This is a genomic window from Xanthomonas sp. WHRI 10207 (assembly GCF_040202975.1).
Lineage (GTDB): Bacteria > Pseudomonadota > Gammaproteobacteria > Xanthomonadales > Xanthomonadaceae > Xanthomonas.
Window position 1 is genome coordinate 395,265 of the sequence record NZ_JBEGDX010000001.1, and the last position, 16,909, is coordinate 412,173.

Annotated in this window: 17 protein-coding genes, 2 tRNA genes and 1 other RNA gene; 13 read left to right on the forward strand and 7 right to left on the reverse strand. The window is 65.2% G+C overall.

The annotated features are described in order from the left end of the window. Positions 1–293: 293 nt before the first annotated feature. Positions 294–2,264, forward strand: coding sequence for a peptidyl-prolyl cis-trans isomerase (locus ABQU90_RS01815; protein ID WP_323523173.1), 1,971 nt, complete (start codon positions 294–296; stop codon positions 2,262–2,264). A gap of 648 nt (positions 2,265–2,912) precedes the next feature. Here ABQU90_RS01815 and ABQU90_RS01820 read toward each other — a convergent pair. Next, positions 2,913–4,100, reverse strand: coding sequence for a lytic transglycosylase domain-containing protein (locus ABQU90_RS01820; protein ID WP_115527231.1), 1,188 nt, complete (start codon positions 4,098–4,100; stop codon positions 2,913–2,915). Next, positions 4,097–4,864, reverse strand: a complete 768-nt coding sequence (gloB, locus tag ABQU90_RS01825; RefSeq protein WP_323523174.1) for a hydroxyacylglutathione hydrolase — start codon at positions 4,862–4,864, stop codon at positions 4,097–4,099. Before gloB ends, ABQU90_RS01820 begins: the two co-directional genes overlap by 4 nt. A 12-nt stretch (positions 4,865–4,876) precedes the next feature. Here gloB and ABQU90_RS01830 point away from each other — a divergent pair, with 12 nt between their 5' ends. From ABQU90_RS01830 to dnaQ, 3 genes are read left to right on the forward strand one after another with little or no spacing between them, the layout of a single operon-like run. Beyond that, a complete protein-coding gene (locus ABQU90_RS01830) occupies positions 4,877–5,533 on the forward strand; it encodes a hypothetical protein (protein ID WP_311239708.1) in 657 nt (218 codons plus the stop codon). Between the two features lie 28 nt (positions 5,534–5,561). Further along, positions 5,562–6,017 (forward strand): ribonuclease HI, encoded by a 456-nt coding sequence (gene rnhA / locus ABQU90_RS01835; protein ID WP_055845957.1) that lies wholly within the window; start codon positions 5,562–5,564, stop codon positions 6,015–6,017. An 8-nt stretch (positions 6,018–6,025) separates the two neighbouring features. Beyond that, complete coding sequence (gene dnaQ / locus ABQU90_RS01840) at positions 6,026–6,760, forward strand: DNA polymerase III subunit epsilon (RefSeq protein ID WP_323523175.1); 735 nt, start codon at positions 6,026–6,028, stop codon at positions 6,758–6,760. Between the two features lie 136 nt (positions 6,761–6,896). Here dnaQ and ABQU90_RS01845 read toward each other — a convergent pair whose 3' ends face one another. Further along, positions 6,897–7,601 (reverse strand): PP2C family protein-serine/threonine phosphatase, encoded by a 705-nt coding sequence (locus tag ABQU90_RS01845; protein ID WP_055845953.1) that lies wholly within the window; start codon positions 7,599–7,601, stop codon positions 6,897–6,899. A 196-nt stretch (positions 7,602–7,797) separates the two neighbouring features. Between ABQU90_RS01845 and ABQU90_RS01850 the strand changes: the two genes are divergently transcribed. Next, positions 7,798–7,888, forward strand: a tRNA-Ser gene (locus ABQU90_RS01850). 261 nt (positions 7,889–8,149) lie between these two features. After that, the gene (locus ABQU90_RS01855) at positions 8,150–8,554 is read left to right on the forward strand and encodes a DUF6165 family protein (RefSeq protein WP_055845950.1); all 405 of its coding nucleotides are present in this window, start codon (positions 8,150–8,152) and stop codon (positions 8,552–8,554) included. A gap of 216 nt (positions 8,555–8,770) precedes the next feature. Here the strand turns inward: ABQU90_RS01855 and ABQU90_RS01860 are convergent, their stop codons facing one another. Continuing rightward, the gene (locus ABQU90_RS01860; protein WP_323523176.1) at positions 8,771–9,820 is read right to left on the reverse strand and encodes a glycosyltransferase family 9 protein; all 1,050 of its coding nucleotides are present in this window, start codon (positions 9,818–9,820) and stop codon (positions 8,771–8,773) included. Between the two features lie 20 nt (positions 9,821–9,840). Here ABQU90_RS01860 and ABQU90_RS01865 point away from each other — a divergent pair, with 20 nt between their 5' ends. The 3 genes from ABQU90_RS01865 to moaA are packed head-to-tail and all read left to right on the forward strand — an operon-like array spanning position 9,841 to position 12,373. Beyond that, complete coding sequence (locus tag ABQU90_RS01865; RefSeq protein ID WP_055845945.1) at positions 9,841–10,590, forward strand: 3-deoxy-D-manno-octulosonic acid kinase; 750 nt, start codon at positions 9,841–9,843, stop codon at positions 10,588–10,590. Beyond that, positions 10,590–11,339 carry an MBL fold metallo-hydrolase gene (locus ABQU90_RS01870; RefSeq protein ID WP_323523177.1) on the forward strand — a complete coding sequence of 250 codons (750 nt, stop codon included), beginning with the start codon at positions 10,590–10,592 and terminating at the stop codon, positions 11,337–11,339. Before ABQU90_RS01865 ends, ABQU90_RS01870 begins: the two co-directional genes overlap by 1 nt. Then, on the forward strand, positions 11,339–12,373 hold the full coding sequence (gene moaA, locus ABQU90_RS01875) for a GTP 3',8-cyclase MoaA (RefSeq protein ID WP_323523178.1): 1,035 nt from the start codon (positions 11,339–11,341) through the stop codon (positions 12,371–12,373). The genes ABQU90_RS01870 and moaA overlap by 1 nt, the downstream gene beginning before the upstream one ends. Before the next feature lie 113 nt (positions 12,374–12,486). On the opposite strand, the gene ABQU90_RS01880 is transcribed toward moaA, so the two are convergent. Beyond that, entirely contained in the window at positions 12,487–12,663 is a 177-nt protein-coding gene (locus ABQU90_RS01880) for a hypothetical protein (protein WP_323523179.1), read from the reverse strand. A 116-nt stretch (positions 12,664–12,779) separates the two neighbouring features. Here ABQU90_RS01880 and moaC point away from each other — a divergent pair, with 116 nt between their 5' ends. Genes moaC through ABQU90_RS01895 form a run of 3 tightly spaced genes read left to right on the forward strand, consistent with a single transcriptional unit; the run spans position 12,780 to position 13,959 of the window. After that, positions 12,780–13,277 carry a cyclic pyranopterin monophosphate synthase MoaC gene (gene moaC / locus ABQU90_RS01885; RefSeq protein WP_311239705.1) on the forward strand — a complete coding sequence of 166 codons (498 nt, stop codon included), beginning with the start codon at positions 12,780–12,782 and terminating at the stop codon, positions 13,275–13,277. After that, a complete protein-coding gene (locus ABQU90_RS01890; RefSeq protein ID WP_323523180.1) occupies positions 13,274–13,519 on the forward strand; it encodes a MoaD/ThiS family protein in 246 nt (81 codons plus the stop codon). The genes moaC and ABQU90_RS01890 overlap by 4 nt, the downstream gene beginning before the upstream one ends. Continuing rightward, positions 13,516–13,959 (forward strand): molybdenum cofactor biosynthesis protein MoaE, encoded by a 444-nt coding sequence (locus ABQU90_RS01895; RefSeq protein ID WP_323523181.1) that lies wholly within the window; start codon positions 13,516–13,518, stop codon positions 13,957–13,959. The genes ABQU90_RS01890 and ABQU90_RS01895 overlap by 4 nt, the downstream gene beginning before the upstream one ends. 417 nt (positions 13,960–14,376) lie before the next feature. Here the strand turns inward: ABQU90_RS01895 and ffs are convergent. Together ffs and ABQU90_RS01905 are read right to left on the reverse strand one after the other, a co-directional pair. Beyond that, positions 14,377–14,473: signal recognition particle sRNA small type (ffs, locus tag ABQU90_RS01900), an RNA gene on the reverse strand. A 75-nt stretch (positions 14,474–14,548) separates the two neighbouring features. Then, positions 14,549–14,641: transfer RNA gene (locus tag ABQU90_RS01905), tRNA-Ser, on the reverse strand. A gap of 135 nt (positions 14,642–14,776) precedes the next feature. On the opposite strand from ABQU90_RS01905, the gene dnaX reads away from it, so the two are divergent. After that, positions 14,777–16,909, forward strand: coding sequence for a DNA polymerase III subunit gamma/tau (gene dnaX, locus ABQU90_RS01910; RefSeq protein WP_323523182.1), 2,133 nt, complete (start codon positions 14,777–14,779; stop codon positions 16,907–16,909).

Sequence of the window (16,909 nt, forward strand, 5' to 3'; positions counted from 1 at the left end):
GCCAGTTACACCGAAGCCCTCGGCCTTGTGCCGGGGGCTTTTTTTTGGAGTGTTTGAACCTTGTCCCATGACGCGATGGCGCATGGGTCTGCGGTGAATGGAGTGCAGGCTGTGCGCGGCGGTAAGTCAATGCGCTGACTCCATGGCGCCTGTGAGGTGCGGCGATCTTCACGTCTCTTCCATTCACGACTGCACTTTTCTGCGTCTTGACCCGCAACTGACGGGCGTCGGGCTGGGTGCATGGCGTTAAGCGGGTTACACTGCCCGGCTCGCCCACAGGCCGTGATTTGCCAATGCTGCAGAAACTTCGCGACAAGACGTCAGGCTGGATCGCTACCGCCATCCTGGGGTTGCTGATGATTCCGTTCCTGTTCGTCATCGACAACAGCTACCTGGGCGGCATTGGCGCCAACAATGTGGCCAAGGTGCAGGCGCCGCCGACGTGGTGGAAATCCGCGCCGACTTGGTGGCCGATCTCGCTGCTGTGGCAGCACCACGAAATCAGCACGCAGGATTTCCGCGCGCGCTTCGAACAGGCGCGCATGCAGGAGCGCCAGCGTCAGGGCGAGAACTTCGACCCGCGCACCTTCGAATCCCGCGAAAACAAGCTACAGGTGCTTGACCAGCTGGTGGACGAGCAAGTGATTCGCCTGGGTGCCGAAGATGCCGGTATCGTGATCGGCGACGCCACGGTGCGCGATTACATCACCAATATTCAGGCGTTCCAGGTCGATGGCAAGTTCAGCCCGGACCAGTACCGCGCCGCACTCGCACAAGGCACACCGCCGCGCACCCCAGCGCAGTTCGATGCATTGGTGCGCGACAGCTTGCAGCAGTCGGTGATCCCGCAGGCCGTCGCCGAATCGGGTTTTGCAACCAAGGCCGAGTTCGAGCGCCTGCTCAAGCTGATGGGCGAAACGCGCGATGTGGAGTTGGCGATGTTGCCGGCGCCGGCCGCCGATACCGCGCCGGTCAGCGATGCGCAGATCAAGCAATGGTATGACGCGCATACGCAGGATTTCCGTCAGCCGGAGACCGTGAGCATCGAATACGTCGAGCTCAATGCCGCCACGATGCCGCCGGCCACGGCAGCTGACGAGGCGACGTTGCGTAAGCGCTATGAAGAAGAGAAGGCGCGCTTTGTCGAGCCCGATCAACGGTTGGCGTCGCACATCCTGATCAGCGCCGGTAGCGATGCTGCTGCGCAAAAAGCTGCCGAAGCCAAGGCAGCCAAGCTCGCGGCGGATGCCAAGCAGCCAGGCGCCGATTTCGCTGCGCTGGCCAAGGCCAATTCGCAGGATCCGGGCTCCAAGGATGCCGGTGGCGATCTGGGTTGGGTCGAGAAGGGCACCATGGTCAAGCCGTTCGAAGACGCGCTGTTTTCGATGAAGGCTGGCGATGTGGTCGGGCCGATCAAGACCGAGTTCGGCTATCACGTGATCCAGCTGCGTGAGGTCAAGGGCGGGCAGGGCAAGTCGTTCGAGCAGGTGCGCGACCAGCTTGCTGCAGAGCAGCTCAAAGCCGATGCCGACAAGGCGTATGCCGATATCAGCGGCAAGCTGGTGGATCAGGTCTACAAGAATCCGACTGCGCTGGAGCCGGCGGCCAAGCAGGTCGGTGTGCCGCTGCAGACCCTCGGCCCGTTCTCGCGCACCAATGCCAGCGGTATTGCGGCCAATCCGGCAGTGCTGCGTTCGGCGTTCTCCGAAACGTTGGTGCAGGACGGCACGGTGAGCGACCCGATCACCATCGCTCCGAACCACAGCGTGATGTTGCGCGTGACCAACCACACCGCCGAGCAGGCGTTGCCGTTGGACAAGGTGCGCGACAAGGTGATCGCCGCAGTACATGCCGACCGTACCGAGAAGGCTGCAGCCGCGGCCGCCGATGCGCTGCTGGCACGCGTGCAGAAGGGTGAAACCCTGCAGGCGCTGGCGGCGAGCGAGAAGCTGCAGGTGCAGCCGATCCCGGGCCTGCCGCGCACTGCGCCGATTCCGACGCCGGCCGCAAATCGGGCGATCTTCAGTGCGCCGCGTCCGACCGAGGGCAAGCCGTCGGTGGGTAAGGTGGAGCTGGATGGCGGCCGCTTTGCGGTGTTCGTGATCAGCAAGGCCACGCCGGGCGACCTGAAACAGATGCCGGCCGAGCAGCAGACGATGCTGCGCGAGCAGCTGAGCCAGATCGACGGCAATAACGCCGCGCAGTCCTACGTCAAGGAGATGCGCAAGCGTTACAAGATTCAGATCGAAGAAACACAGCTGTAACGGCGTGTTGTCGACGGATGTAAAGAGCGAGCCCGGGCGACCGGGCTTTTTCTTTGGGGGCTGTTTACGGTAGTGCACCGGTGTGGCGCTGGTGTTGTGCCCCGATGCGACGTGGGACGTAGTCAAGGCTCACGCAATGTGCGATTGGGTATGCACTGCGCGGTAAGAGCGGCTAATAAACCACCGCGTAGCCGCCAGACGGGCACGGCCTGTATGCGGTGCGGCATGCCCCGCTCCTGGGCTCCGGTTCCGAGTGCGCCGTCCACTCCCGCCTGACGATTAAGCGCTACGTTCTCTTAGCCGAGCTTAGGGGTAAGGCGATGCGTTGCTTTCGTCGTGGACATGCGGCTTGGATGTTGGCGGAGCGGATGCGGCCAGCGCTGCTCCAGTCGCTCTTGGACCATGCGGGCGCCTCGTTCTCAAGTTCGGGCAGCTGAAATCAGTGCAGGAAGCTGAAGTCCGATGACTCGTTCGCCGATGCAGTAAGTTGCTGTGTCGATCAGCGCGCTATCTAAACGCACGCGATGCCATGCAGAGAGGCAGCGGTCAAAGCGCTCCCGAGGCCTGGATGTGTTCTTAAGCGACGGCTATCGAGACAGCGAAGGCTCGTGATGACCAGCCGCTGGCGCGGCTGATCAAGCGGCTTGCTCAGGGCGTGTCGTTGAACGACAGCACCATGCCCGGCTTCAATACTGCCTGCTTGTCCAGGCCGTTGCTGGCGAGCAGGGTGGCGACCGTGATCCCGTAGCGCCGTGCGATGGCCCATGCAGACTCGCCGTTGCGTACGGTGTGAGTGGTGCGGGCGGGCGAAGAGCGGGACGCCTTGGTAGGCGTGATGGTGGCGACCGCTGTTGAACGGCCAGCTGTGTCTGCGTCCATGTTAACGGAGGTGAGCGCGACCACTGCACCGCTCGAACCAGGTTGGGCTGCCGCGACAGGGGCCAGCACATGGACACCCTTGGGTGCCGCACGGGCGCCCGCCACTGCAGGATTCAGGCGCGCCAACAGTTGCGGCTCGATTGCACGCTGCCCGGCCCACGTATTGAGGCTGGTACCGGCCGGAAGCGCATGTTCGGTCAGTACCGGCACTGGGCGATCCAGCGATGTCAGCAGCGTGCCCTGTTGCTGCGCATGATCGAGCACGCAGGCCAGTGCATGCAGCTTTTCGACATAGTCGTAAGTGACCTTGGACATGCCCGGTAGCTCAGACGGACGCGCGTTCTGCGCGTTCATGCCGGCACTGCGCATTGCCTGCAGGACGCGGTACTCGCCGGCGTTGTAGGCCATCAACGCCAGGCGCCAGTCGCCGCCGAACATGCCGTACAGCGTTTTGAGATAACGCACCGCTGCGGTAGTGGAATCCACCGCCGACAGGCGGCCGTCGTACTGCGCGCCGACCGGCACATGGTGGTTGCGCGCGGTGGTGGCGATGAACTGCCAAAGGCCAGCCGGGCCGCTGCCGTTGCGCGCGCCAGGGCGATAGCCGCTCTCGACAAACGGAATCAGCGCAAATTCGGTCGGCATGTCGGCTGCACGCAGTTCGTCGACCACATACCCGAACAGCGGCAGGACATCCTGCGCGTCATCGGCCAGGCGGGCCGGGGCGCGCGAGAAATGCTGTTCCCAGCGGGTATCGCTGTGTTCGCTGTCGCAGCCCGGGTCGGCACGGCCTTCCAGGAACGACGAAAAGATCTCACGCCCATTGCGCATGCTGGGAGCGTTGGACGCGACAGCGGTGCTGTCGACGGATGTGAGGCGGCTTGCGTCGTTGGACGAGGCGGCTGCCGGTGCGATGGCCGCGCAGGCGGCCAACACTGCCAGAACCAAGCGCCTCATGCGCGAAATTCGTCTTTCCAGCGCCGAAGTTCGGCGAAAACATCTACTTCAGAGGAAAGTGCGCCGGCTGCGCGCGGTGCGACTGCGGCGCGAATTTCGGGACGGCTGGTACGTAAGAACGGATTGGTGGCCAGTTCACTCTTGAGCGAAATCGGCAGGGTAGGACGGGCTGCTTGACGCATGGCCTGGGCTTCCTGTTGACGGCGCTGCAAGGCAGCGTTGGTGGGATCGACGTGCAGCGCAAAGGCCGCGTTGGCCAGGGTGTATTCGTGGCCGCAACACACAAGCGTTTCGCCGGGCAGAGAGGCCAGGCGCTGCAACGAGTCGAACATCTGAGGAGCGGTACCTTCGAACATCCGCCCACAGCCTAGGCTGAACAGGGTATCACCACTAAACAGGTGGCGGTCTGTCACAAAGGCGATGTGGCTGCGGGTGTGGCCGGGCACCTCCAGCACATCGAAGCTGGTCTCCAGCAGCCGCACACGCTCGCCCTGGCCGACGCGGCGGGTGTCTGCGGGGATGCGCTCGTCGTCCGGGCCGAACAGTTCGAGCTCTGGCCAACGCTGCTGCAGCGCTGCCACGCCGCTGATATGGTCGGCATGATGATGGGTGAGCAGCACCGCGCTGGGCGTCCAGCCTTCGCGCGCGGCGGCGGCGATCACCGGCTCGGCCTGGCCCGGGTCGACAATGACGGCACGGCCCTCCGCGGCGACCAGCGCCCAGATGTAGTTATCGTCGAATGCGGGCAGGGCGGTCAGTCGCATAGAATTGGGACCATGCCTGCCGCCCCATTCTCCCGTCAAGCTGGCGTCTCATCCTGGTTTGATACGGATGCGGGGCGCAGCCTGCTCCAGTCCGAGCGTCGCCTGGCGTTGGAGGCACTGCAGACGCGGCCATCCCAGCCCTGGTTGTGGGTGGCGCCGACCAAGGAGTTGCCGCCACGCGAGTTGCTCGATGGCCGCGGGCTGCGCCTGTTTCGCAGTGCCGGACGCTTTGCCGGCGATGCCCGGTGCGCGATGCCGTTTCCGTTGCCCACCGAAAGCCTGCAGGCCATCGTGGTGCAGCATGCGGTGGTTGGCGGTGCGGCGGAGTTTCTGGCCGAATGCGAGCGGCTGTTGATGCCGGGCGGGCGGCTGTGGTTGTTCACGCTCAATCCGCTGAGCCCCTACCGGTTTCATTGGGCGCGCCGCGGCCCGGTGGCATTGCGCCCGGATCGCTGGCGATCACTGGCGCAGCAGGCCGGCTTGCAGTGTGTGGAAACCGAGCGCTATCTCGGGCCGATCTGGCGGACCGGGCGCGGTTCCTCCGATCCTGGTCGTGCCCCATGGCGCGCGGTGTATTTACTCGAAGTGGAAAAACGCGCCTCCGCACCGATTGCGCCAACACCGATTGCGCGGCCAACGCGCTGGCCGCAACCGGTGGCCACGATCTGACCTTAGTAAGCGACAACTCTGGAAGCTGATGAAATCAATTGAAGTGCATACCGATGGCTCGTGCCTCGGCAATCCGGGGCCGGGCGGTTGGGCGGCCCTGCTGCGTTACAACGGCCGCGAAAAGGAATTGGCCGGCGGTGAAACGCTGTCCACCAACAACCGCATGGAATTGATGGCCGCGATCATGGCGCTGGAAACGCTCACCGAGCCGTGCCAGATCGTGCTGCATACCGATTCGCAGTACGTGCGCCAGGGCATCACCGAGTGGATGTCCGGCTGGGTGCGACGCGGCTGGAAAACCGCTGGCGGCGACCCGGTCAAGAATCGCGAACTGTGGGAGCGGCTGCACGCGGCCACCCAGCGGCACACCATCGATTGGCGCTGGGTGAAAGGCCACAATGGCGACCCGGACAACGAGCGCGTCGACGTGCTTGCCCGTCATCAGGCCACCATCGCCCAGCGCGGCGGCGCTGCAACTGCGTAAGAGGATTCATGCGTCAGATCATTCTCGATACAGAAACCACCGGCCTGGAATGGCGCAAGGGCAACCGCGTTGTCGAAATCGGTGCGGTGGAGCTGCTGGAGCGGCGCCCGAGCGGCCACAATTTTCATCGCTATCTGAAGCCGGATTGCGATTTCGAGCCGGGTGCGCAGGAAGTCACCGGGCTGACCCTGGAATTTCTGGCCGACAAACCGTTATTCGGCGATGTGGTCGAGGAATTTCTCGCCTATATCGACGGCGCGGAATTGATCATCCACAACGCTGCGTTCGATCTGGGTTTTCTGGATAACGAGTTATCGCTGCTGGGCAATGGCTACGGCCGCATCATCGACCGCGCCACCGTGGTCGATACCTTGATGATGGCGCGCGAGCGTTACCCGGGGCAGCGCAATTCGCTCGATGCCCTGTGCAAACGCTTGGGCGTGGACAACGCGCATCGCCAATTGCACGGGGCCTTGCTCGATGCGCAGATCCTGGCCGATGTGTATATCGCGCTGACCTCGGGTCAGGAAGAGATCGGCTTTGCCAGCGCCGATGCCGGCCAGAACAACAATGAGGGCAACGGCATGATCGCGTTCGACCCCGCATTGCTGCTGCCGCGCCCGCGCGTGGTGGTGACTGCGTCGGAATCGCAGGCGCACGAGGCGCGGCTAGCGCAGTTGCGCAAGAAGGCCGGCCGCGCGCTGTGGGATGCGCCGATCGAAGAGAGTGCAGTCGCCGGCTAGGTCGGCGGTGGCGGCGCTGCCGCCCGTTGCGTGCGGCACATGCCATCGACGGCATGTGCCGCGTATGGTCAGGGCGCCAGCAGGTCTGCGGCGGACTCGAAGGCTGACGTCCGGCATCGACGCTGCGAAGCCTTGCTCAGTAGCTGCGCACCAGGATCGCGGTGATGTTGTCCGAGCCGCCGCCATCCAGTGCCGCGGCGACCAGGCATTCCACGCATTCTTGTGCGCTGCAATCGGCCTGCGACAGGGTCGCCGCAATCGTCGCATCGTCCACTTCTTCGGTCAGCCCGTCGCTGCAAAGCAACAGCTGCATGCCGGATTTCAGCTCGCCTTGCATGGTGGCAACGTTGAGGTGCGCCGGGTCGGTGACGCCCAGTGCCTGGGTGACCACGTTGCGATGCGGATGCGCGCGCGCCTGCTCGCTGGTGAGCGTGCCTTGGGCGATGAGTTCCTGCACGTAACTATGGTCCTGGCTCAGTTGCGCCAGCCGCCCGTCGCGCCACAGATACGCACGGCTGTCGCCGACCCAGGCCACTTCGAAACGCTGGCCCAGCACGCGTGCCGCGACCACGGTGGTGCCCATCGGCAAGGTGTCGTTGCAGCGGCGCGAGGTTTTGATGATCTCTTCGTCGGCGATGCGCACCGCCTGCGCGAGCGGGGTGCCGGCGCGGACTTCGCGCACGATGGTTTCGCGTGCCAGCGCGCTGGCCACCTCGCCGCAGGCGTGCCCCCCCATGCCGTCGGCCACCAGCCACAGCCCCAGTTCGCTATCGCCGTAATAGGTGTCCTCGTTGAGGTCACGGCGCAGGCCGACGTGGGTGAGGTGTCCGAATTCGAGCATGGGGCCGGGTCGCCAGGGAGAAGATGCGTGCCCATCATCGCGGCCCGACCGGCCGGCAGCAACACGGCGATCGCGCCAGTCGCAGTGCCGGTTCACGCCGGGCCGGCGGCCGGGCCGCCCGGCGCTGGCCCAGGCCGCTTGTGGCCTGGCGCGTGTGCCCGTATGATGCACGGCCCCAGGACACTGGGGACCATCTGGAGAGGTGGCAGAGCGGTTGAATGTACCTGACTCGAAATCAGGCAGGCGTTTATAGCGCCTCGGGGGTTCGAATCCCCCCCTCTCCGCCAGATTGAGGCGACAAGGTGTGCCAGTGCCGCGTGAGTTTTGCCGGCGTCACTGGGGGGGGGGGGGGGAAGCCCCGGGTTCGACAGACAGCATCGCTGTCTGCACGGCGAAGCCGCCCGCAGGGCGAAGGCACGTAGTGCCGAGTGAATCTTCCCTCTCCGCCAGATTCGCATCAGCCCCCGCAAGGGGGCTTTTGTTTATGTGTCGCAGTCGGTTGTCGTTGCGATGACTACAATCCGTTCGATCCCCGTTGGAGACTTGTCATGTCCGAGATCCTGGTGCCCGTGTCCTTTGGTGAGCTGCTCGACAAGATCGCGATCCTGCAGATCAAGTCCGAGCGCATGCGCGATGCGGCCAAGCTGGCCAATGTGCGTAACGAGTTGTCTGCGCTGGAAACCAGCTGGATGGCGCATCCGGCTGCCGGTCACGACATCGTGCGGCTGCGCGCCGAGCTCAAGGCCGTCAACGAGCGGCTGTGGGTGATCGAAGACGACATCCGGCTCAAGGAGCAGGCGCAAACCTTCGACGACAGCTTCGTGCAGCTGGCGCGCAGCGTCTACATCGAAAACGACGAGCGCGCGCGAATCAAGAAGGACATCAACCTGGCGCTGGGGTCTTCGTACGTGGAAGAGAAGTCCTACCAGGACTATCGCGCGACTGGCGCCTGAGCGGAGTGATGGGCCGAGTGCGCCAGTACCAGTACCAGTCGGCGCACTGATGCGAGGGCCGTCTTTCATCGCGATAGACGGCTTGCGCAATGCAGGGTGCAGCGGCCTGAAGGTTTGCTGCCAAGTGACTCAGTCCTTGCGCGGACGAAGAACGGCGCGACGCGTCATTCGTCGGATCGATCTGACGATCAGTTGGGCAGCATCGTTCGCCGGCCGTTAGCGGAGATGATCCGCCCGATAGCGCTCGAACGCAGCGATCGCGTCGTCGACGGTAATCAGCGACATCACATCGTCGAACTCGATCTTGGTGCCCCAGCTGAGCTGATCGGCCGGCTTGTGCAGAAACTTGCGCGCCGCCGCGTCGTAACGGTCCACGCAATAGCGCACGTCCGAATACGGGCCGCTGCGTCGTGGATTGCTGGCCGCATGCAATCCCAGCACCTTGCTGCCCATCGCATTGGCGATATGCATTGGTCCCGAATCCGGTGTGACCACGAGGTTGGCGCGGGCGAGCAGCGCAGGCAGCTGCTTGAGGGTGTCCTTGCCGACCAGATCCAGCACCGGCGCATGCGTATTCGCCACGATGGCATCGGCGGTGCTGCGTTCCAGTTCGCTGCGGCCGCCGCACAGCACCACCCGCCAGCCCTGGGCCGCCGCATGGTCGGCAAGCGCAGCGTGGCGGTCGGGATACCAGTTGCGCCGCACGTGACTGGAGCACGGGGAAATCATCAGCACCGGGCGGCCATCGTCGTCCCATTGCGCGCGCGCCCAGGCGTGCGCAGCGTCGGGTACCGGCAGGTCCCAGCGCACCTGGGTCTGGCGCAGGCCCAGCGGCTCGGCGAAGCTGCCGATGGCGTCGAGCACGTGGATGCCGGGGCGGTCGGCAATGCGTTCGTTGACGAACAGGCCGTGCAGATCCTTGGAGCGGCTGCGGTCGTAGCCGATGCGGCGGCGCGCCGGCACGAATGCCGACAGCACATTGGCGCGCAACGCCACCTGCATCTGCAACAAGGCGTCAAAGCGTCCCAGCGGAGCCAGCGCCTGGCGTAGCGCGCGCATGCCCACTACGCCGCTGCGTTTGTCGTAGGCATGGAAGTGCACGCCGGGCAGGCCGTCGAGTAGCTTCAGGCCGGCCTTGTCGATGATCCAGTGCAGCTGCGTCTGCGGGAAACCCGCCTGCAGCGTGCGCACCAGCGGCACCACATGGGTTACGTCGCCCAGGGCGGACAAGCGCAGCAAACACAGCGATGCAGGCGTTACAGCCATGGTGTTGTTAGACTCGATAGATGGTTTCTTTCGACGCCACCGAAGCGCTGACGCCGTACCGCGAGGGCCGCGGCTATGGCGCCATTCTGTTCGACCGCGAACGGCTGCGGCAAGCCGACGCCGAGCTATTTTCGCCGCAACACTGGGGCGACAGGGCGCGGCCGGTCGACGAAGGCGGGCGCGGCGGTGCCTGGTTTGTGGATGCACCGTTCGGCCGCAGTGTGTTGCGGCAGTATCTGCGCGGCGGCATGGCCGCGCGCGTCAGCCGCGACCGGTATGTGTGGAAAGGCGCGGGGCGCACACGCAGTTTTGCCGAGTTCCGGCTGATGCGCGAACTGATCACACGCAAGCTGCCAGTGCCACGCCCACTGGCGGCCTGCTATCTGCGCGAAGGCCTGGGCTATCGCGCGGCACTGTTGATGGAGCGGCTGGAAGACGTGCGCTCGCTGGCCGACCATGCACAAGTGGCTGGGCGTGGCGCGCCGTGGGAAGCGACCGGGCAACTGATTGCGCGTTTCCATCGCGCTGGCCTGGATCACGCCGATCTCAACGCGCACAACATCCTGTTCGATGCCGGCGGGCATGGTTGGCTGATCGATTTCGACCGTGGCGTGCTGCGCATTCCGGCCACGCGCTGGCGCGAGCGCAACCTCAAGCGGCTGCATCGGTCGCTGTTGAAGCTGCGCGGCAATCGCAGCCGCGAAGAGGTCGACAAGGATTACGAGCGGCTGCATCGCGCTTACGAGCTGGCCTGGGGTCGGGGCTACTGATGCAGTGGGCGTTGCGCGTGCAGGGGGTCGGCAATGCGTCGGCGGTGGCGCTCGGTTCGCCGATGGCCACGCTCGAGCGCGCTGGCGCGCCGTGGCTGACCATCGATTGCGGCAGCGAGGGGTTGACCGCCTATCAAGCGCATTACGGCTACCTGCCGCAAGCCATCTTCATCACCCATGTGCATCTGGACCATGTCGGCGGGCTGGAGCGGGTCTTCGTCGACAGCTACTTCTCCGAGCGACGCGGGCGCACGCGCCTGTACGTGCCGGCGCCAGTAGTGCCGCTGCTGCAGCGGCGCATCGCCGACTACCCGAACGTGCTGGCCGAGGGCGGGGCGAACTTCTGGGATGCGTTTCAGCTGGTGCCGGTCGGCGATGCCTTCTGGCACGACGGAGTGCGGCTGGAGGTGTTCCCGGTGCGCCACCACTGGCCGGAGACGGCCTACGGGCTGCGTCTGAAAGGGGCGCTGGTATGGACCGGCGACACCCGGCCGATCCCGGAAATGCTGAAGCGTTATGCGGACGACAATGAGCTCATCGCGCATGACTGCGGTGTTCACGGCAACCCGTCGCATACTGGCGTGGATGATCTGGAGCGGGAATACCCGCAGGACCTGTTGAGCCGCATGCTGCTGTACCACTACGCCAGCGACGCCGACGGCGACGTGCTGCGTGCACGCGGCCATCGCGTCGCCGTGCCCGGGCAACACCTGACGCTGGCGGACCCGACCGCCGAAACGGTGCGCTGATGGGTGCCTTGTCTCTGCCGACCCTGACCGGTGCCCCGATGCAGGACCGCTACGGTCGCCCGCTGCGCGATCTGCGCCTGTCGGTGATCGAAGCCTGCAATTTCCGCTGCGGTTATTGCATGCCGGCCGACCGCGTGCCCGACGATTACGGCTTCGATGCGCAACAGCGGTTGAGCTTCGACCAGCTGGAAACGTTGGTGCGGGCGTTTGTGTCGGTGGGTGTCACCAAGGTGCGCCTGACCGGTGGCGAGCCGTTGTTACGTCGCGATTTGCCGACCTTGGTTGCGCGACTCACCGCCATCGAAGGGATCGAGGATCTGGCGCTGACCACCAATGGCGCCTTGCTCGCGCGCCAGGCCGAGGCGCTGCGCCAGGCCGGGCTGAGGCGCATCACGGTGAGCATGGATGCATTGGAGCCGGCGCTGTTCAAGCGCATGAGCGGCGACCGTGGCGACATCGCGCAGGTACTGGCCGGCATTACCGCCGCCGAACAGGCCGGCTTCAAACGGTTGAAGATCAATTGCGTGGTCCAGCGTGGCGTCAACGAAGATCAGGTGCTGCCGCTGGTGGAGCACTTCCGCGGCACCGGGCATGTGTTGCGCTTCATCGAATTCATGGACGTGGGCAGTTGCAACGGCTGGACGCCGGAAGCGGTGGTGAGCTCTGCGCAGTTGCACGCGCGCATTCACGCACGCTGGCCGCTGATGGCACTGGACGCCAATTACACCGGCGAAGTCGCGCAACGTCATGCGTTTGTCGACGGCGCGGGCGAGGTGGGTTTCGTCAGTTCGGTCAGCGTGCCGTTTTGCGGCGACTGCCAGCGCGCGCGCGTGTCGGCCGACGGTCACCTGTACACCTGCCTGTTCGCCAGCCAGGGTCACGATCTGAAGCCGGCGTTGGCCGACGGCGAGCAAAGGTTGGCGACACACTTGCGTCAACGCTGGAGCATGCGTGGCGACCGCTACAGTGAAGTGCGTGCATCAGCGGAACCGCGTCGCGGCAAGCCGGTCGAGATGTTTTTGATCGGCGGATGAGTGCGCGCACGCGTCTGCGGCAGGTGAGCGCTGGAGTCGCGCTTGCTCGATCCACGGGTGCGTGACGACACGCAGGCGCTGGAAGCACGGCTCGCCCCTGAATTTCTGAATTCTTAGAGTCCGCCGCGTCCGCGCGCCACTGCACGCGGCGCGACGTCATCACCGCGCCGCGTTCCAGTGCCGCTGTTGGCGGTTGCCACGCCGATGCCTTCGCGTGCGTGCTGCAAGCGCCGGATCTCACGCAGCTGCGGTGCCCCACGGTCGATGGCAGCGGTGGGCTCGAACGGCATGCGTTGCGCAGCTCGTTATGGCACAGGGGCCCGGATGATCACGGCGGCTGTTTCATCAAGGCACCCCATTCACTGACAATGCCGCATCCTGAGCGTCTATCACCGTGTCGTTTCCCATGCCTGCCAAGTCCCGTTCCACGCGCCTGACCCACCTGGATGATGCCGGGCTCCCCACCATGGTGGATGTCTCGGACAAGGCGGTCACCGCACGCAGTGCCACGGCGATCAGCCGGGTGCGGTTTCCGGCGTCCGTTGCCGCGCAGTTGCGCGCCAACGGCCTGCGCAGCGCCAAGGGTGGCATCGTCGAGACCGCGGTGATTGCCGGCACCATGGCCGTCAAACGCACGCACGAGCTGATTCCGTTCTGCCATCCACTGCCGATCGATGGCTGTCGTTTCGAGATCGACTGGGCAGGCGAGCAGGTGCTGGAGATTCACTGCACCGTGCGCTGCGTGCATCGCACCGGTGTGGAGATGGAGGCGCTCACCGGCGCCAGCGTGGCGGCCCTGACGGTCTATGACATGTGCAAGGCGTTATCGCACGGCATGACGATCGGGCCGACCAAATTGGTGTCCAAGCGCGGCGGCAAGCGCGATATCGGAGTGGCGCAATGACTGCAACGGTGACGGTGTTGTATTTCGCCAGCCTGCGCGAAGCAGCCGGAATCGCCGACGAGCGTGTGCAATCCGGCGCGCCGGATCTGCGCGGCCTGTATGCCGAACTCGATGCGCGGCACGGCTTGCGCTGGATGCCTGCGCAGTTGCGCGTTGCCGTCGACGGCGCCTTCGCGCGCTGGGACGATGCGCTTCGCGATGGCAGTGAAGTGGTGTTTATTCCGCCAGTGTCGGGAGGTTGAGCGTGAGCGATGACATCGTGTCCATCTTTGCGCTTTCCGATGCGCCATTGCCGGTGGAGCAGCTGCGTTCCGGCGCCGCGCATCCGCATGCCGGTGCGTTTGCCAGTTTCGAAGGCTGGGTGCGCAATCACAACGAAGGCCGTGGCGTTGCCGGGTTGCGCTACGAAGCCTACGCCGCGCTGGCGCAGGCCGAAGGTCAACGTGTGCTCGATGAAGCGACGCGCCGGTTCGCCATCGTGCATGCGCACTGCGTGCATCGGGTGGGCGAGCTGCAGATCGGCGACATGGCGGTCTGGGTGGGCGTCAGTGCGGCGCATCGTGGCGCTGCGTTCGACGCGTGCCGCTACATCATCGACGAGGTCAAGGCGCGCGTGCCGATCTGGAAGCACGAGCATTACCTGGAAGGCGACGCGGGCTGGTTGCATCCTGAGTCGCAGTGATGTCCTCAACCGCGTGTGTGCGGTGGCGTGATGCACTGCTGGGGCTGCCGGTTTGGCGGGCGCCATCGTGTTCGATCATGCCGCGGCAAAGGTTAGCTGGTGTGGCCTAAGAAGCTGCCGCAGCTACGCTGAAGCGCGCACGGCAATGGTCCGCGCGCTGAGGCATGCAGGAAGGTTAGGAGAGTCTCCGACGGTTGATCTCGGCGCCCGCATCGATCGATACGCGTCGAGCATGGCGTTCCCATTGCGGAGATGTCTGGCGCTGTCGTTACGGGCGGCAGCAATGCAAGCGAAGATCTTGAGCGTGGCGTGGCGCACAGCACGCTCCGTGACGGATGCTGCCGATTCCAGGCAATGACCTGCGCCTGGAGCATCGACCAGGTCGATCCAGCGCGTGCACAGACAAGTAGGGTGGTGTCCCCGCCGGTTGACCTCGGCGCCCGCATCAATCGATACCGTTGCTGCCTTCCGGCCCTGGCGGGATTTTCGATCTAGCGTCGCGAGGGACCGACGGGGCCACCATAAGACGTGGGCCACTGGCATGGCCCTGCGATTTGCGACAGTGGTGTCAATGCGCAAATCATGAAACTGGCGGAGAGAGGGGGATTCGAACCCCCGAAGCGCGGTTTAGACGCTTACACACTTTCCAGGCGTGCTCCTTCAACCACTCGGACACCTCTCCGTACCTGTACGACCGGGGTCTAACAGGGCCGCAAATTCTAGCGGTCGCCGGCCCGTACCACAAGCTGAATCTTTCCGGCGCAGTCGGTGAGACGCGCCGTGGCACAATATCGGCTCAGAACAAGCTGGTTGCCCGATGTCTTATCTCGTTCTTGCCCGCAAGTGGCGCCCGAAGCGTTTTGCCGAACTCGTGGGCCAGGAACACGTGGTCCGCGCGCTCACCAACGCGCTCGACAGCGGGCGCGTGCACCACGCGTTTTTGTTCACCGGGACGCGTGGCGTGGGCAAGACCACCATTGCGCGCATTTTCGCCAAGTCGCTGAACTGCGAGACCGGCACCAGTGCTGACCCGTGCGGCACCTGTCCGGCCTGCCTGGACATCGATGCCGGCCGCTATATCGACCTGCTGGAAATCGACGCCGCCTCCAACACCGGCGTGGACGATGTGCGCGAAGTGATCGAGAACGCGCAGTACATGCCCTCGCGCGGCAAGTTCAAGGTCTACCTGATCGACGAAGTGCACATGCTCTCCAAGGCGGCGTTCAACGCGCTGCTCAAAACCCTGGAAGAGCCACCGGAACACGTGAAGTTTCTGCTCGCCACCACCGACCCGCAGAAACTGCCGGTGACGGTGCTGTCGCGCTGCCTGCAGTTCAACCTCAAGCGCTTGGACGAGGACCAGATTCAGGGGCAGATGACCCGCATCCTGGCCGCCGAGGAGATCGAATCGGATCCGTCGGCAATCGTGCAGCTGTCCAAGGCGGCCGATGGCTCCCTGCGCGATGGCTTGTCGCTGCTGGATCAGGCAATCGCCTATGCCGGCGGTGCGCTGCGCGAGGATGTCGTGCGCACGATGCTGGGTACGGTGGACCGCACCCAGGTCGGGGCGATGCTGCAGTCGCTGGCCCACGGCGATGGCGCGCGCCTGCTGCAGGTGGTTGCCGCACTTGCGGAATTTTCGCCGGACTGGAGCGGCGTGCTGGAAGCCCTGGCGGAGGCCTTGCACCGCGTGCAGGTGCAGCAGCTGGTGCCGTCGGTGGCGTTTGTCGGCGACGGCATCGACCCGACGCCATTCGCCGCGCAGCTGCGGCCGGAAGTGGTGCAGCTGTGGTACCAGATGGCGCTCAACGGGCGCCGCGATCTGTATCTGGCGCCGAGCCCGCGTGCCGGTTTCGAGATGGCCGTGCTGCGCATGCTGGCGTTCCGCCCTGCGGCGGCGGTGCCGGCCGGAAGCAGCGACGATGGCCGCAGTGCCAGCGCGGGTGGCGGCGCTCGCGCGTCCGCTGCGGGCGTGCAGGCGGCTGCACCGGTGACAGCGGCGGCTGCAGTGCCTGTCAGGCCGGTCGAGGTGGTTGAAGCGGCGTCGGGTGCGGGTGTTGCTGCGGCGTCGGTAGCCACGGCAACGTCGGCGTCAACATCGGCACCGATAGCAACATCGGCAGCGACGCCAACACCAACGACACCAGCTGCAGCACCAGCCGACGCAGCCTCGGCGCCGGTTGTGGTGCTTCCTGCGGCAGATCCGTCGCTCTATGGTCGCTCGTCCGCTGCTGCGCGCACTGACGACACGCCGCCGTGGGCGGTGGACGATGCGCCGGTGCGCACGCATGCTGCGCCAGCTTCCGTGTCCGATACGGCGGTTGTGCTGGCACCCGAATCTGCAATGGCCCTGCCGCCAGAAGCCGCTATTGCGGCGCCGATCATGGCGGTGCCCGAACTTGTGCCTGCGCTTGCCGCCGCCGCTGCTCCCGTGCCGGCAGAGATGGCTGCAAATACGCTCTCTGCTGGTCCTGCGTCTGCCGAAGCTTCGCCAGCTTCAGCATCGCTATCCGCATCAGCGCCCAGCAACGATTCGAGCACGCTGATCGACGACAGCCGCATTGCCGACGCCGAACAGTGGCTTGAGTTGGTCACGCGTAGCGGGTTGAACGGCCCGTCGCGTCAGCTCGCGGCCAATGCGGCGTTTATCGGCCATCGCGATGGCGTGCTACGGCTGGCGCTGGCGCCGGGCTTCGAATATCTCAACTCCGAACGCTCCATCGCCAACCTGGCGCAGGCGCTGGCGCCGGTCCTCGGAGACACGCCGCGCATCGTGATCGAAACCGGCAGCGCCGATGTCGAGACCTTGCATGAGCGCGCCAACCGGCAGAAAGGCGAGCGCCAGAGCGCAGCCGAAACCGCCTTCATGAATGACCCGAATGTGCAGCAGCTGATCCAGCAGCAGGGCGCGCGGGTCGTTCCCGATTCCATCCGCCCTTACGACGAGTAA